This window comes from Luteibacter sp. Sphag1AF, from assembly GCF_014192715.1.
GTDB lineage: Bacteria > Pseudomonadota > Gammaproteobacteria > Xanthomonadales > Rhodanobacteraceae > Luteibacter.
Genome location: NZ_JACHYH010000001.1, coordinates 625,559 through 641,121, shown reverse-complemented (window position 1 = coordinate 641,121; position 15,563 = coordinate 625,559). Strand labels below are relative to the sequence as shown.

Below are 15,563 nucleotides of genomic sequence, written 5' to 3'. Positions count from 1 at the left end.
CCCGTCCAGCCAGTAGCCTCGTTGGTTTGGCCAAAAGGGGACTTCAAGCGATGTCGACGATTCTCAACGCACGGCTGGCAGGTGCGCTGCTGCTGGGCCTGGCGTCTGCCGGCGCCTGCGCGCAGACCCTGACCACCCAGGACTATAAGCACGCCGAAAGCTTCCTCGGCAATCTGGCCGCCCCGCTGGTTGACCATGCCGTGGGCCGGGTTACGTGGGTCGATGACACGCATTTCTGGTATCGCGATCACGATCAGAGCGGCGATCACTTCCTGCTGGTGGATGCTGCCAGCGGCCAGGTGACGCCTGCGTTCGACCAGGACAAGGTCGCTGCGGCGCTGAGCACCGCGCTGGGCAAGAAGGTTGAGGCGAACAAGCTGCCGATCTCCGCGTTCAGTGCGCGCCCGGATGGCAGCTACGATGTGACCGCGCGCCGCAAGGAGCTGGTCTGTGCGGCCGATTTCGCCACCTGCGCCGAGGCGCCGGTCGCCAAGGACGCCGATGGCAAGCCGGTCGCGAAAGAGCCGGGTCTGGCCTCGCCGGACGGCAAGCAGGAAGCCTTCATCCGCAACTGGAACCTCTGGGTGCGTGATATCGCCTCGGGCGCCGAAACCCAGCTGACGACCGATGGCGTGGTCGATTACGGTTACGCCACAGACAATGCGGGCTGGAAGCACACGGACGAGGCCATCCTCGTCTGGTCGCCGGACTCGAAGAAGATCGCCACGTTCCAGCAGGACCAGCGCAAGACGGGCGAAATGACCCTCGTGCACACCAACGTGGGTCATCCCATCGTTGAGACCTGGAAGTATCCGCTGCCGGGCGATAAGGACGTGACCATGATCGAGCGCGTCGTTATCGACGTGCCGTCGCGCAAGACCGTGCGTTTCCAGATGCCGCCCGACCAGCACCGCTCCACGCTCTGCGACGACGTGTCGTGCAGCCCGGGCGAGTGGGACGACGTGCGCTGGGCCGCTGATGGCAAGAGCATCGCGTTCGTCTCGACCTCCCGCGATCACCGCGAAGAATGGTTCCGCGTGGCCAACCCGGAAACCGGCGCGGTGCGCGAAGTCTTTGGCGAGAAGGTGAAGACGTATTTCGAAAGCGGCAACGGCAAGGTCAACTGGCAGTACGTGCCGGAAACCGACGAAGTCATCTGGTTCAGCGAGCGCTCCAACTGGGGTCAGCTGTACATGTATGACCTGAAGACCGGCAAGCTCAAGCACGCCATCACCAAGGGCGACGGCAACGTCACCGAAGTGCTGCGCGTTGATCCGAAGTCCAGGACCATCTGGTTCCGTGGCGTGGGCAAGGAAAAGGGTCGCGACCCGTATTTCCAGCATTTCTACAAGGTGGGCTTTGACGGCAAGGGCCTGACCCTGCTGACGCCGGAAGATGCAGACCACACGGTGCAGCTGTCCAAAGACGGCACGTATTTTGTCGACTCGTATTCCACCGTCACCAACCCGCCGGTCACAGTGCTTCGCCGCGCTGATACCGGTGCGGTGGTCAAGGAAATTGCCCGTGCCGACATCACCCGCCTGAAGGCGACGGGCTGGGTACCGCCGACACCGATCACGGTGAAGGCTCGTGACGGCAAGACCGACCTGTACGGCCTGATGTGGAAACCGACGACGTTCGATCCGTCGAAGAAGTATCCGATCATCGACTACATCTATCCCGGCCCGCAGACCGGCTCGGTGCGCACGCGCAGCTTCATTGCCGCGCATGGCGACAACCAGGCACTGGCCGAGCTTGGCTTCATTGTCGTGGCCATCGACGGCATGGGCACGCCGTGGCGCACGAAGGCGTTCCATGATGCCTACTTCCAGAACATCGGCGACAACACGCTGCCCGATCAGGTCGCAGGCATCCGTGAACTGGGCAAGCGCTATTCGTGGATCGACATGGACAAGGTCGGCATCTGGGGTCACTCCGGTGGCGGCAACGCCACGGTGACGGCGATGTTCCGTTACGCAGACCTGTTCAAGGTTGGCATCGCGGAAAGCGGTAATCACGACAACCGCAACTACGAAGACGACTGGGCTGAGAAGTGGCAGGGGCTGCTGGTGAAGAAGCCGGACGGCACGTCCAACTATGACGACCAGGCCAATCAGGCGCACGCAGCAGGCCTCAAGGGTCACCTGATGCTCGCGCACGGCACGATGGACGACAACGTGCCGCCGTATGAAACGCTGCTGGTGGTTGATGCGCTGATCAAGGCCAACAAGGACTTCGATCTGATCCTGATCCCCAATGCGCACCACGGTTACGGTGAAGCCACGCAGTACATGACGCGTCGTCGCTGGGACTACTTCGTTCGCAATCTGATGGGTGGCACGCCGCCGAGGGAATATCAGATGGCCCCGATGACGCCGCCGGGCGGTTGAGTCTTTTCGAGACATGCCTTCGATCGGACTATTGCTGGTTTGTCTGGTCGGCGGCTGGCTCGTTTACCGATACCGCGACAGGGCAAACCTGCGCGGTATCACCCTGGCGGGCGAGAGGGTTCGCGTTGGCCAGGAGGAATGGTCGGGCGATGACGTAAAGGTTCTTTCCGTCATTCCCGGCGACGAGGGTGCGGTCACGCTGGTTTGCCGCGTGCCGGACGGTCGCTTCCTGCGCGGCGTGCGTTTGTCGGCCACGCGCGACTGGCGGTTCTATCTGATGTCTGACGAGGCCGCGCTCGAGGCGGTGAGAGGGTCGGTGCGGTCGCGCTAGCCGCGCCGGGCCATCTGTTGCGCTCACTTCTCCCCGTCACGCTCCAGCACGTACTTGCGACAGTGCTCCAGATACGCCCGTTCATGCTCGGCTACCAGACGAATGACGCTGCTCCATAGCCACGACGGCGCAGCCAGGTTGCGGGTGTGATTGCGACTGAGCTCTTTGCGCCACGCCGCACGCGTCGCCGCATCCATCTGGCGCGAATGCGCACGTCCCACCACCGTTGCCAGGAAGCGCGCCGTACGCGTTGCTTCCTTGCGACCGAAGTGCTCGACATCAACTTTCAAATCCTGGGGCAGCAGCTCCCGCACAAACACCGGCTTGTCCAGAAGGACGCCCGGGCGCATGCGGTTGCCCAGCGCGGGTGACAGATGCTGCGCCGCCTGCACCACACGCAGCGCGTTGTCGCGCGGCGTGCCGGTGCCAGGCACGCGAGGCGTCACAGCGGCGGCGGCTTCCTTGATATCAATCAGGCAAAGGTCTTCGCCTTCCACAGTGCCGCCGTCCACGTCCAGCAACACGGCATAGCGCAACAGCCCGAGTGAGCTGCATCCTTTGCGCCAGTAAGCCGCGTCGACCACGCTGACCTTCCCGGCATCACCGCGCCCGCGAATCTGTGTGGCCAGTTCGCCGAGTGCTGGCGTGCTGAAGAGTTGCCGCAGCGCCTTCTTCTCGCCACTGGCCAGTGGCCAGAAGCGCGTGCCCAGGGGAATGCTGGGTTCGATGTTTTCGATTCGATCCCGGGCCAGTGCTTTCCAGTCGCGCCGGATCGCCTTCTTCAGCACCGTGCGCACGGTATCGGGCACCTGCGGTTCGTCGTCCTCCACTTCCGGAAAGGCGGCTTCGTAGCCTTCCATCAGCGCTTCGATCATGCGCGCCGTGATGATGCCGGGCAGGTCGGAACCGCGCGCTGCGGTGGCCAGGGAAAGGCCCAGCCGGATGAGGTCGTACGAAGGATTACCGACAACGGCCTGATCGAAGTCGCGGATCTGCACATGCACACGGCCCTTGTCATCGGCGATGGGACCCATGTTGCCGGTGTGGCAGTCGCCGCATATCCAGATGGCTGGTCCTTCGGGAATGGCGCTGGCGCCTTTTTCACCCAGCCACTCGTAGAAACGCGCCGTCGCTCCGCGCACATAAGCGTGCGCGGAGGCGGCCATCTTCAGGTTCTTGTGTTCAAGCAGTGCGCTTTCGCGGTCGCGCGGACGGACGGGATCTCTCATGGGCGAAGTGTCGGCCCGCGAATGTGATGCTTATGCAGTCGCCGGTACAAAGCGCATGGCGCCCGCATTCATGCAGTAGCGCAGGCCGGTCGGCTGAGGACCATCGTCGAACACGTGGCCCAGGTGGGCATCACAGCGCGCACAGGAAACGGCCGTGCGCTCCATGAACATCGAGGAGTCCTCGTGTTCAACCACGTTCCGCTTTGACAGCGGCTGCCAGAAGCTGGGCCAGCCGGTGCCTGAATCGAACTTGGTGGCGGAGTCGTACAGGGCCGTGTCGCAGCAAATGCAGCGATACAGGCCATTGTCATGGCGATCCCAGCCGTCGCCCGTATAGGCCGGCTCGGTGCCGTCGTGACGGGTGATTTCCCAGGATTTGGTGCCGAGCTTCTTTTTCCATGCGTCGTCGGACATCACGACCTTCGGCTCAACGCACGTTCCCAGCGGCTTCTTGTTGGCCGCAAAACAGTCCAGTGTGACGTTTCCGGGAGCCGACGGGGCGTCAGCTGCCACGGCGGGCGAGATAGGGCGGGGCAGGCGCCAGGCAGCGGCAAGCGCAGCGGCACCGGCCAGGGTGCCAAGAAAGCGGCGGCGGGAGCGATCAGCGGTGCTCATGGGGACCTCGCGGAACTGACGTAAGGAGGCGCCCGGTAGGACGCCTCCTCATAAGACCGGCCCGCCCGGCGGTTCATTACGTGGGCAGCTCAGTCGTCCACGTAGTGACAGCGGCGCTCTGTCGTTGTGTAGCTGTTCTTGTCCTGGTTGTTCTTCTGGATGCGATTGCCGGCGTAACCGCCGCCCACGGCGCCCGCGACGGTGGCCAGCGTCTTGCCCTTGCCGCCGCCCACCTGATTGCCCAGCACACCGCCAGCCACGGCGCCGATGGCGGTGCCGGCAATCTGGTGGTTGTCCTTGGAATCGTTATGGCGAACCTGGACGTTCTCGCACACCTGGCGACGATGGCTGCTTTGTGCGCTGGCCGCAGGTACAGCCAGCGTGCTGCCTGCCAGGGCGAGCGCGGCAAACGCGATGAGTGGTTTGTTCATTGCCGTTCCTCCTTAGTGCCAGAGGATAGGGATACCCGCGGGTCCGTGACGGACGGGTCAACCTCAGCTGACGCACGAGTGCGCATCGACATGGCGTATGGCCGGGGTTTAATGGGGCTGCCGCGGGCCTCGGCCACCGCTTCGGTGAGTTCGGCGCCTAAAAGCAGGATAAGAGCGGAGTAATAGACCCAGACCAGCAGTACCACCACGCCACCGGCGGGCCCATACGGACCACCCACATTGCTGTGCTCCAGATAAACGCCGATGGCGTACTTGCCGATCACGAACAGCACGGCCGTCAGTACGGCGCCGATGAGTGCGTCGCGCCACTGGATCACCGCGTCGGGCAGCACTTTGAAAATGGCGGCAAAGATCACCACGAAAACACCCAGCGAGATCACCGCCTCGATGGCCTGCCATGCAGCGGTGCCGCCTCGCACGAACACGGCAATCATGGCGCTGGCAGAAAACGAGATGACCAGCAGGAAAGCCAGCGAGAGCAACAGGCCCAGGGCATGCATGCGTGCGCGTAGCCACCCCAGCACGGCCTGTCCCGGCCTCGGCTGGAGGTTCCAGACGCGATTCAGAGCGCCCTGCAACTGAGCGAACACGGCCGAGGCGCCTACCACGGTCACGCCCAGGCCGATGATGCCGGCCATGCTGCCGACCCCGGGCCGTTCCCTGGCGTTGTCGATGACCAACTGGACGGCACTGGCAGCACGCTGGCCTACCAGCCCGTTCAGGCTGTCCACCAGTTGCGACTGCCATTCAGGGCGCAGCGACGCGACGACCCATAGCAACAGCACCAGCAATGGCGCGAACGACAGGGCGGAATAGAAGGCCAGCGCGGCGGCGCGGGTCATCAGTTCGTCGTCACTGAATCCACTGGCGGTTGTTTTCACCACACGCCAGCTCATGCGGAAGTGTCGATGCATGCGGGTCTCCTTCACTGGTCGCAGGGTCGCGCGGCCAGTGCGAAGATCACGTCGTCATGCGGCGTCAGTCAATCGTTGAGGTCGCGTGCATGGTGGCGATGGCGGCCGGGATGCCTTCGGCGCCGGTCACTTCGATCACGCGCTCGTTCACCGCGAAATCGGTTTCGGTCTCGTGCGCCCAGGTGCTGTGATAAGGCATGAAGACGCCCCATCCACCCAGCGCGACCACGGGCGCGATGTCCGAGCGCAGCGAGTTGCCCACCATGGCGAAGTTGGACGGCTGCACGTCGAATTCGCGGAAGAGGCGTGCGTAGGCGGCCGGATCTTTCTCCGAAACGATCTCGATGCGATGGAACACATCGGCAAGGCCGCAGCGCGCGACCTTGTGCTCCTGGTGGAAGAGGTCACCCTTGGTGATGAGCACGATGCGGAAATCGCGCGCCACTTCTTCCACGGCCTGGCGGATGCCCGGCAGCAGTTCCACGGGATGGCTGAGTACATCTTTGCCGATTTTCACTATGCGATGGATGTCTTGCGCGCTGATCCGGCCCTCGGTGACCTGAATGGCCGACTCGATCATCGACAGCGTCATGCCTTTTGCGCCATAGCCGAACAGGGCGATGTTGCCGCGTTCGGTGGCCAGCAGGGCGTCGTGCAGGTTCGCGTTGGCCAGGTCGACGTATTGCCCGAGGATGGCTTCAAATTCGGCCTGGGCGCGGTCGTAGTAATCCTGGCTGTGCCAGAGAGTGTCGTCGCCGTCGAAACCAACCAGCTCGATCATGGCGCATGCTCCGCTATATGAGACGGGAAAGCCGCGTAGCATAACCGTTTCGTCTTTAGCGGGAGCGAGCACCATGCTGGATTTTGTCGATATCCATTGCCCGTATTGTGGCGAGTCCATCGAGATTGCAGTGGACACCTCGGCGGGTGGGCAGTCGTATGTCGAGGACTGCCAGGTGTGCTGCCGGCCGATGAATGTGCGGGTTACGGTAGACGAGGAGGAGGGCGTGAGCGTTTCGGTGTCTGCCGAGAACGAGGGCGGGTGATCCGTCGCCAGCAAGCTCGACCCCACATTATGTGGGAGCGAGCTTGCCCGCGATTGAAATCAGAACGCGATGCTTGTTTTCAGGCCAAGCACAAACGCATTGCTGTTCTGGCTGGTGCCACCCGGATGCAGGATGTATTGCAGGTTGGGGCGCAGGTTGATCGAGGCAATCGGCGACCAGTTGTAGAACACTTCCGCCACATACTCGTAGCCGTCATTCACGACGGTCGCCTGCGTGGGGTTGAGTTCGTTGAACAGGCGCTGGTAGTCGCCGTAACGACCATTCGCATGCGTGGCACCCACGGCCGCACCCACGAAGTCGTTCGGACGATCAAAGATGCCCTTGTACTCCATGCCCAGAGCGATCTGCCCATCCGTGGCCGAGGTATCACGATCTGCCTGCGACACATTGAGGAACACGGTGGTTCCCTTGCCGCCGGCCACACCGGAAACCTGCTGCTCGAAGTTGATGTAACCGCCATAGCGTGAATCACGCTGGAGCGGCTGGCCACCGGTCAACGCGATGGGTTCGCGATTGACGTCGAGGTAGAGGTCGTTGCCCTTGGAATTGTTGTACCAGCCGCCGATCTTGTAGCTGCCGGGCAATCCGTTGATCGACGGCGTGTAGCCGAACTCCAGCGGAATGAGTGCGCCGGTGGTGCCGCCAGGATTGTTGAGCTTCAAGCCGTTGTGGCGTGCGTAGGAGTCATCCACGTATTTCGGATTGACCTGATACGCACCGATCTGGATATACGTCTGATCGGTGGTGTTGAACTTGATGACGGTAGCCCACTGGCTGGTCGGCCAGTTGACCCAGTAGTCGCCCACGATGTTACCGGGCTGCGCGCCGCAGAACGTCAGGTTCTGGAAGTCGCACGAGAACGCGGCAAAGTCGCTGCCAACAGGCAGGCGGCCAAACTTCCAGTCAAGCCGGCCGTCAAAGAATTTCTGTTCCAGCGAGAACTCGGTGAGATGCCAGGTTTGTCCGCGACCGTAGACTTCCTGGATCAGCTGGTTGTTGCCGATGTGTGCGTCAGCACCCAGGTTGCGACCGTTACGGTCGGTAACCATGATGCGGAACGTGGCACCGTCCCATCCCCAGAGCTTGCCAAGATCAAGCGCGCTGCCGAGTTTCCACTGATCGGTGTAACGCGTGAGATGGCTGGTGCCGCCGGTGAAGTTGTGCGCCACTTCGCTGCCGTAGCCGAAGTCGAACGTGATGCCTTCATCGGCCAGCTTGGAGCGTGTCCCGTTCCAGTCGCCGAACAGATACTTGTCAGACGCATCCTGCGCGCTTGCCTGAGCGATGACGCCGAAGCTCAGGCCCAGAATGAGCGCTGCGGTCAGAGGCCGCCTTAACGTGTTGGTGATCATGAATCGGTCTCCCTGAAGTGACGCAATGTACGTGGTGGTTTTGGTCTATCAACTCTGTAGCAATCCCTGCGCGGTGCGATCCCCCCGTGCGTACAGCGATGTCATTTTAGTGTGTTGGCATGGCGAACTCCGCTCCGGTGCTTTGGTCGTGGTTCAGCCAACGCTGTGTAACGGCCTTTTGTCTTGTGTAAAAACGTACGGATTCCGGGCCATGGGCGTGGTGGTCACCCATGAGGCTTTTCTTCCATCCACCGAAACTGTGAAACGCCATCGGTACAGGAATTGGCACGTTTATGCCGATCATTCCGGCCTGAACACGATGCGCAAATTCGCGCGCGACCTGTCCATCCCGCGTGAAGATCGACGTACCGTTGCCATATTCATGTTCGTCCACAAGTTTCAGCGCCGTTGCGAAGTCGCGCACACGAACCACACAAAGCACGGGTCCGAAGATTTCTTCACGATAGATACGCATGTCGGGTGTGACGTGGTCGAACAACGTTCCGCCCACAAAAAATCCCTGTTCACAGCCGGGAACCTGGTATCCACGGCCGTCCACAATCAGAGTGGCGCCGCTCTTTTCACCGTCGTCGATGTAGCCGGTAATGCGGTCTTTGTGCTGTCCGGTGACTACCGGACCCATGTCGATATCGTCACCAAGGCCGCTGCCAATGCGAAGCGCACGCACGCGGGGCGCAAGTTTTTGCACAAGCGCGTCGGCGGTGGCGTCACCTACGGCAACGGCCACCGAAATGGCCATGCAGCGTTCACCCGCGGCGCCATAGCCCGCGCCCATCAGGGCATCAGCTGTTTTTTCGAGGTCAGCATCGGGCATGACGATCATATGATTCTTTGCCCCTCCCAATGCTTGTACACGTTTGCCCTGTGCGCTGGCACGCGAATAGATGTATTCGGCAATGGGCGTTGATCCGACAAAGCTCACGGCGCGCACCAGGGGATGATCCAGCAGTGCGTCGACGGCGACCTTGTCTCCCTGAACAACGTTAAAAATGCCATCCGGCAGGCCGGATTCCTTGAGAAGTCTCGCAAGCTCCAGCGAGAACGACGGATCACGTTCGGACGGCTTGAGCACAAAGGTGTTGCCGCAGGCGATGGCCATGGGGAACATCCACATGGGCACCATCGCGGGAAAGTTGAACGGCGTGATGCCGACGCACACGCCCAGCGGCTGGCGCATGGTCCAGGCGTCGATGCCGTTGGCGATCTGCTCGGTATATTCGCCTTTCAGAAGTTCCGGTATGCCGCAGGCGTATTCCACAACCTCCAGCCCGCGCACGATTTCACCCACCGCATCGGACAGAACTTTGCCGTGTTCGTGCACGATGATGCGCGCCAGGCGGTCCATGTCGCGCTCGATCAGCTCCTTGAAGCGGAACATCACGCGCGCACGCTTGAGTGGTGGCGTCTGCGACCAGGCAGCGAATGCCTCGTTGGCGGCCTGAACGGCAACGTCAACGTCGGAAGGGGAAGCGAGCGCCACGTGGGAGGTGATGTGGCCGTGCGCGGGATCGTACACGGGCGCCGTGCGCGTGCCATCACCTGCGTATGTCTTGCCTGCGATGAAATGGGCGGTGCGTTCGGTGGTGTCGTTTTCTACGGACATCTGGGCAGACATGTGCGATTAACCTCGTTGAAGCATCCATTCGTGGGCAGGGTCGTTGCGGAAGTGCCACTCACGTCGCGGCCCCGCCATGACATTCAGGTAGTAGCCCCGATAACCGTGCGGCATGACCACGGGGTGATAGCCGCGCGGCACCATCACCACGTCGTGATCGCCAACGGCCATCGACTCGTCGATGTCACGCTCGTCGGTGTAGACGCGCTGGAAGGCGAAGCCCTGCGGCGGATCAATGCGGTGGTAGTAGGTTTCTTCCAGCACGCTCTCTTCAGGCAGCGCGTCGGTGTCGTGCTTGTGCGGCGGATAGCTGGACGAATGCCCGGCGGGGGTCACGACCTCCACGACGAGCAGGGATTCGGCAAGTTCGGTTTCAGGGAGAATGTCGCAGACGTAGCGCGTGTTGCTGCCCTGGCCACGCACCGAGCGCTTCATGCGGGTGCCCTCGATCAGGCGTGCCGGATAACGGCCCGTCGCAGGCGCGCTGGCCAGCGCGAGTTCGGCATGGTCGTGGGCCTTGAGGTGAAAGACGCTTCCCGGAGGCGCGTACACGGCATCGGGCGCTACGTCATCAAACACACTCTGGCGCGTTCCCAACGCTGACCAGGTCATGGAGCCGACCGATACATCCACCGTGCCCTTGAGGATCACAAGGCAGCCCTCGCGGTCGGCTGGCAAGGCTATGTCAACCGACTGGGCCGCCTTCAGTGCGCTGGCGGCGAACCCGACATGAGTCCAGTGCGCGGACTCCGGCGTGACGGTCACGATATCCGCCTGGGCCGGATGGGCTTTCACAAGCAGACTCATGCGGCTTCTCCGACACGCTCGTCCAGCAGCGAACGCAACGTGTTGTAGCCCAGTTGGGCATAGGCATAACTCGGCGCGACGGATGGGTCCTGTTCGGCCTCCACCACAAGCCACCCCTGGTATCCGTGCTGCTTAAGCCGCTCGACGATGGCGTGGAAATGAATGATGCCGTCGCCTGGCACGGTGAAGACACCGTTGAGGACGGATTCCAGGAACGTCCATTGCCGGTTACGTGCAAGGCGGATCAGTTCGGGGCGAACGTCCTTGCAATGTACGTGGCAGATACGGTTGATGTGCTTGTTCAGTACGGTGAGAGGATCGCCTCCCCCGAAGTATGTGTGCCCGGTGTCGAACAGCAGGCCCGCTTCATCGCCGGTGCGTGCCATGAGCTGGTCGATGTCGTCGGGCGACTCCACATACGCCCCCATGTGATGGTGGTAGGCCAGACGCACACCATGCTTCAGCGTGTGACGCGCAAACTCTGTGACGCGGTCGCCGTAGCGCTTCCAGTCTTCCGGGCTGCGCATGCGCGGACGCTTGTACAGCGGCACGGGTTCGCCCTGAATGGCATCGGCCACTTCGCCGTATACCATCACCTTGCAACCGTTCTGGGCCAGCAGGTGCAGATGACGATCCACGGCTTCGATTTCCTCGGCCACACTGCGTGCGGCCAGCCGGCCGGAATACCAGCCGGAGACGACGGAAAGGTCGTAACCGGCCATCAGGTCGCGGAGCGCGGTGGCATCCTTCGGGAATTTGTTGCCAAGCTCGAACCCTTCGTAACCAATGGCCTTGCCTTCGGTGAGCGCCGTGGACAGCGGGATTTCCCCGCCCAGCGACGGAAGGTCATCGTTGCTCCATGAGATGGGATTGATGCCGATGCGGATCGTCGTGTCGCTCATGCTTTCACCTGGCCCTGGCGGCCTTTCAATGCGGATTCGTACGCGGCGCGCGCGTCGCGCACGTTGCTTCGCGCTGATACCTCGGGTACGGCCACTTCCCACCACGTGCCGCCTTCTTCGGTAGTTCGTGTGGCGTCGGTGTTGATGGCGATAAGATAGGTTCTGTCCGCCGCACGGGCGCGGACCATGGCGGCTTCCAGGCTGGTGATATCGGCAACGTGCTCGGCGATGGCGCCCAGTGCGCGGGCATGCGCGGCGAAGTCGATATGCGGCGCGCCGTGTTCGCCTTGCAGGCAATCGTCCAGCATGTTGTTGAACGGCGCGCCGCCACATGACTGTTGCAGGCGGTTGATGCAACCGTAGCCGCGGTTGTCCAGCACCACGATGATGAGCTTGGCGCCCAGCATCACCGAGGTGGCGATTTCGGAATTCATCATGAGGTAGCTGCCGTCGCCCACCATCACGATGACGTCGCGTTCGGGGCGGGCCATCTTCACCCCGAGCCCGCCTGCGATTTCGTAGCCCATGCACGAAAAGCCATATTCCATGTGGTAGCCGCCCGGCGTTTCGGTGCGCCACAGTTTTTCCAGTTCGGCGGGAAGCGTGCCTGCGGCGCACACCACGATGTCGTCGCGTGCGGAGGTGGCGGATGACCGCTGCACAGCGCCGATCACTTCGCCGTCGTAGGCAAGATGGCCCGGAGGTGGCGTTCGTGCGCCGGTAATCGTATCCACGCTGTGTCGCCACTGATTTGCTGCGTCGTGCGCGCGGTCGATCCAGGCCGGGGATGCTTTGTATCTGCCCACGGCGTGTGAAAGCGCAGGAAGAGCCTGCGCTGCGTCAGCGACGATCTGGCTGCCGTTGCCTTTGAGCGCGTCGTAACCGTTGACGTTGATGCTGAGGATCGGCACGTGCGCGAACAGCGAGCGCGAGCCGGTAGTGAAATCCTGGAGTCGCGTACCGACGGCAATAATCAGGTCGGCCTCGGCAAGCAACGCATTCGCGCCCGTGGCACCGCAGACGCCAGCCGGGCCCAGTTGCAACGGATGCGACCAGGGAAGAGCGCCCTTGCCGGCTTGCGTCTCGCATACAGGAATGGCGTGGTTCTGCGCGAAGTCGCGCAGTGCATCGGTGGCACGGCCGTAGATCACGCCACCGCCAGCGACGATGACCGGGCGCTGCGCATCGCGCAGGGCGGTGCCGGCTTCGCGCAGTTCGTCCGCCGCCGGGGAGGGCGCGCGGAAGTGGACGTCGCGTGGCTCGAAGAACGATGCCGGATAGTCGAATGCCTGTGTCTGCACATCCTGCGGCAGAGCAAGTGTGACCGGACCACACAGGGCAGCATCGGTCAGCACGCGAATGGCACGGGGCAGCGCGGTCAGCAGCTGGGCCGGTGACACGATGCGGTCGAAGTAGCGCGATACGGGGCGGAAGCAGTCGTTGACGGAGACGGTGCCGTCCTGGAAATCTTCCAGTTGCTGAAGCACCGGGTCGGGAGCGCGTGATACGAAGATGTCGCCCGGGAGGAGGAGGAGCGGGAGGCGGTTGACGTGCGCCAGCGCGGCAGCGGTCACCATGTTGGTGGCGCCGGGGCCGATGGAACTGGTCACGGCCATCATGCGACGCCGCGCATGGGCTTTCGCGTACGCGATGGCGGCGTGGGCCATCGCCTGTTCGTTGTGCGCGCGATAGGTGGGGATGCTGTCGCGATGGGCGTGCAGCGCTTCGCCAATACCGGCCACGTTGCCGTGCCCGAAGATGGCGAAAACGCCGCCAAACAACGGGACGCGCTCTCCCGTGTCGTCGTCCTGCGTGTGCAGCGCGGCGAGATAACGCACGAGCGCCTGTGCGCAGGTCAGTCGTACCGTTGCACTCATGCAGCGTATCCCTCCCGGAGGTTCGCCGGACGCGTGCGACGCGCGTGACGCCACAGGGAAATCATGCGCTCGAAGGCTTCGCGGGCCTGGTCGGTCAGCATGGCGTCGTCAATATCACCGCGAAGCCATGCGCTGGCTGGAGCGACAAACAGCGTGCGGCCCACGGCGAAGCCGCGGCAGGTGCGGCTTGCTGCGGCGGCCGCAAAGCCGGCGGCGAGTGCTTCGACGGGCGCGTTCAGGCCCAACAGCAGGACGCCCCGGCAGTGTGGATCGCGTTCTTCAATCAGGGCATCCACCGCTTCCCACGCGTCTTCGCCGGGTGGGCAGAGTTTCCACCATTCCGGGCGTATGCCCAGGTTGTACAGACGTTTCATCGAGCGCAGCACCTTGCTGTCGCGCTCGCCGGGCTCGTGCGGCCCGGGCGGAATGACTTCCAGAAGCAGTTCGTGGCCACTGATACGGGTGGCGTCATACAGCGAGAGCAACTGGGTTTCCTGCTCGATGCGGTGAGCCGGGCTGGCATCCGGATCGTAGGCAACCAGACACTTCACGACATGCTCGGCGGGCCACGCGATCAGCTGGGAGCCGATGGAACGTCCGCGCTCGAACTCCAGCGGGTCCGAGCCGGGCACTTCGACCGGACGGCCAATCCACCAGCCACGCCCGGTAGCGGCGTTCAGGGCGTTCTGACCATAGCGGTCATCGCATAGCAGGCCAATGTGGCCATGCAGTTTGTTGTGGCGCTCGGTGGAGGCTACCGCGTCCACCAGCAGCGATTTCAGGCGCGGAATGCGCGACTCGTCGGCACCGCAGGCGCGCGCCAGTTCAAAAAACGGAGTGCGATGGTCGAAGGCGAACACATGCAGATCGTCCCAGTGCCGGCGCGGCACGCTGACGCGATGCAGGTGGTTCAGTTCGTTGTCGCGGTCGGGACGGGTGATCTGGCCGTTGCTGCGCAGGAAAGCCTCCAGCTCGACCGTTCCGGGCATGGCGGGTGCGCACCCGTGCCGCGACACTACCAGGGCGCCGCATGCGTTGGCGCGCTGGCAGCAGCGTTCCAGTGACTCGTCGCGCAACCAGCCGGAGAGGAAGCCGGAGAGAAATGCATCGCCGGCACCCAGCACGTTCAGCACTTCCACGCGTGCGCCACGCCACGTGGGCGCATCGTCCAAAGACGTGGGCACGGGACCTTCGATGACGCTGCATCCCAGTGGGCCACGTTTCACCACCAGCATCGCGTTGCTGACGCCGCGCACGGCGCGCAAGGCAGCCAGCAGGTCACTGCTGCCGCCAGCGATATGAAATTCTTCTTCGGTGCCGACGATCACGTCGAACAACGGAAGGATGCCCTGCAAATGACGGGTCACATGATCGGCGGCCACGAAGCGTGTTTCACCATTGCCACGACCGGTCAGGCCCCACAGAACCGGGCGGTAGTCGATATCGAGCACGGTGCGCACGTCATGCTGACGGGCTGCCTCGGCGGCGCGCGTGCTGGCAGCATGTACGCCCGGCGTGGAGAAGTGCGTGCCGGTGATGACGAGTGCGCGGCTGCGGGCGATGAAGTCCGGGTCGATGTCGTCCACGCTCAGCGCCATGTCGGCACAGTTTTCGCGGTAGAACAGCAACGGGAAGGTCTCGGTGTCCTTGATGCCCAGCATGGCCAGGGCGGTCAGGCGTTCCGGATCGACGCGTACCTGACTGACGTCGCAGCCTTCGGCGCTCAGCGTTTCGGTGAGGAATCGGCCCATGTGGTCGTCACCGACGCGCGAGAGCATGGCGGACGCCAGACCAAGACGCGCCGAGCCAAACGCGATGTTGGCCGACGACCCGCCGAGGTACTTCGCAAAACTGGTGACATCCTCAAGGCGTGCACCGATCTGCTGGGCGTACAGGTCAACGGCGAGGCGGCCGAGGCACACCACGTCAATAGGGCGGGTGGAGGATCGCGGTGGGGGATTGGGCATGATGTCTGTTCCTGGGAAGGCGCG

13 protein-coding genes and 1 pseudogene are annotated in these 15,563 nt (G+C 63.0%); 3 read left to right on the top strand and 11 right to left on the bottom strand.

Annotated features, from left to right (window positions below):
- Nucleotides 1–50 precede the first annotated feature (50 nt).
- Both FHW69_RS02950 and FHW69_RS02945 read left to right on the top strand, forming a co-directional pair.
- The gene (locus FHW69_RS02950) at nucleotides 51–2,390 is read left to right on the top strand and encodes a S9 family peptidase (RefSeq protein WP_183421515.1); all 2,340 of its coding nucleotides are present in this window, start codon (nucleotides 51–53) and stop codon (nucleotides 2,388–2,390) included.
- 13 nt (nucleotides 2,391–2,403) lie between these two features.
- Nucleotides 2,404–2,721: a hypothetical protein gene (locus FHW69_RS02945; protein WP_183421514.1), complete on the top strand. Its 318-nt coding sequence runs from the start codon at nucleotides 2,404–2,406 to the stop codon at nucleotides 2,719–2,721.
- A gap of 23 nt (nucleotides 2,722–2,744) precedes the next feature.
- Here the strand turns inward: FHW69_RS02945 and FHW69_RS02940 are convergent.
- The 5 genes and pseudogenes from FHW69_RS02940 to FHW69_RS02920 all read right to left on the bottom strand — a co-directional run.
- Nucleotides 2,745–3,953: pseudogene (locus FHW69_RS02940) on the bottom strand (DUF2252 family protein); the annotation flags it as partial.
- 27 nt (nucleotides 3,954–3,980) lie between these two features.
- Nucleotides 3,981–4,565: a peptide-methionine (R)-S-oxide reductase MsrB gene (gene msrB, locus FHW69_RS02935; RefSeq protein WP_183421512.1), complete on the bottom strand. Its 585-nt coding sequence runs from the start codon at nucleotides 4,563–4,565 to the stop codon at nucleotides 3,981–3,983.
- Between the two features lie 89 nt (nucleotides 4,566–4,654).
- Nucleotides 4,655–4,996, bottom strand: coding sequence for a glycine zipper 2TM domain-containing protein (locus tag FHW69_RS02930; protein WP_183421511.1), 342 nt, complete (start codon nucleotides 4,994–4,996; stop codon nucleotides 4,655–4,657).
- Nucleotides 4,993–5,931: a YihY/virulence factor BrkB family protein gene (locus FHW69_RS02925; RefSeq protein ID WP_183421510.1), complete on the bottom strand. Its 939-nt coding sequence runs from the start codon at nucleotides 5,929–5,931 to the stop codon at nucleotides 4,993–4,995. Before FHW69_RS02925 ends, FHW69_RS02930 begins: the two co-directional genes overlap by 4 nt.
- A gap of 64 nt (nucleotides 5,932–5,995) precedes the next feature.
- Nucleotides 5,996–6,712, bottom strand: a complete 717-nt coding sequence (locus FHW69_RS02920) for an HAD family hydrolase (protein ID WP_183421509.1) — start codon at nucleotides 6,710–6,712, stop codon at nucleotides 5,996–5,998.
- Between the two features lie 73 nt (nucleotides 6,713–6,785).
- Between FHW69_RS02920 and FHW69_RS02915 the strand changes: the two genes are divergently transcribed.
- Nucleotides 6,786–6,977 carry a CPXCG motif-containing cysteine-rich protein gene (locus FHW69_RS02915; protein WP_183421508.1) on the top strand — a complete coding sequence of 64 codons (192 nt, stop codon included), beginning with the start codon at nucleotides 6,786–6,788 and terminating at the stop codon, nucleotides 6,975–6,977.
- Between the two features lie 59 nt (nucleotides 6,978–7,036).
- Here the strand turns inward: FHW69_RS02915 and FHW69_RS02910 are convergent, their stop codons facing one another.
- From FHW69_RS02910 to iolC, 6 genes are all read right to left on the bottom strand, one after another.
- Nucleotides 7,037–8,350 carry a carbohydrate porin gene (locus tag FHW69_RS02910; protein WP_183421507.1) on the bottom strand — a complete coding sequence of 438 codons (1,314 nt, stop codon included), beginning with the start codon at nucleotides 8,348–8,350 and terminating at the stop codon, nucleotides 7,037–7,039.
- A 106-nt stretch (nucleotides 8,351–8,456) separates the two neighbouring features.
- Entirely contained in the window at nucleotides 8,457–9,986 is a 1,530-nt protein-coding gene (locus FHW69_RS02905; protein WP_255494490.1) for a CoA-acylating methylmalonate-semialdehyde dehydrogenase, read from the bottom strand.
- 6 nt (nucleotides 9,987–9,992) lie between these two features.
- Nucleotides 9,993–10,793: a 5-deoxy-glucuronate isomerase gene (iolB, locus tag FHW69_RS02900; protein WP_183421506.1), complete on the bottom strand. Its 801-nt coding sequence runs from the start codon at nucleotides 10,791–10,793 to the stop codon at nucleotides 9,993–9,995.
- Nucleotides 10,790–11,695 carry a myo-inosose-2 dehydratase gene (iolE, locus tag FHW69_RS02895; RefSeq protein ID WP_183421505.1) on the bottom strand — a complete coding sequence of 302 codons (906 nt, stop codon included), beginning with the start codon at nucleotides 11,693–11,695 and terminating at the stop codon, nucleotides 10,790–10,792. Before iolE ends, iolB begins: the two co-directional genes overlap by 4 nt.
- On the bottom strand, nucleotides 11,692–13,572 hold the full coding sequence (iolD, locus tag FHW69_RS02890) for a 3D-(3,5/4)-trihydroxycyclohexane-1,2-dione acylhydrolase (decyclizing) (RefSeq protein ID WP_183421504.1): 1,881 nt from the start codon (nucleotides 13,570–13,572) through the stop codon (nucleotides 11,692–11,694). The genes iolE and iolD overlap by 4 nt, the downstream gene beginning before the upstream one ends.
- On the bottom strand, nucleotides 13,569–15,539 hold the full coding sequence (gene iolC, locus FHW69_RS02885; RefSeq protein ID WP_183421503.1) for a 5-dehydro-2-deoxygluconokinase: 1,971 nt from the start codon (nucleotides 15,537–15,539) through the stop codon (nucleotides 13,569–13,571). Before iolC ends, iolD begins: the two co-directional genes overlap by 4 nt.
- Between the last annotated feature and the right edge of the window lie 24 nt (nucleotides 15,540–15,563).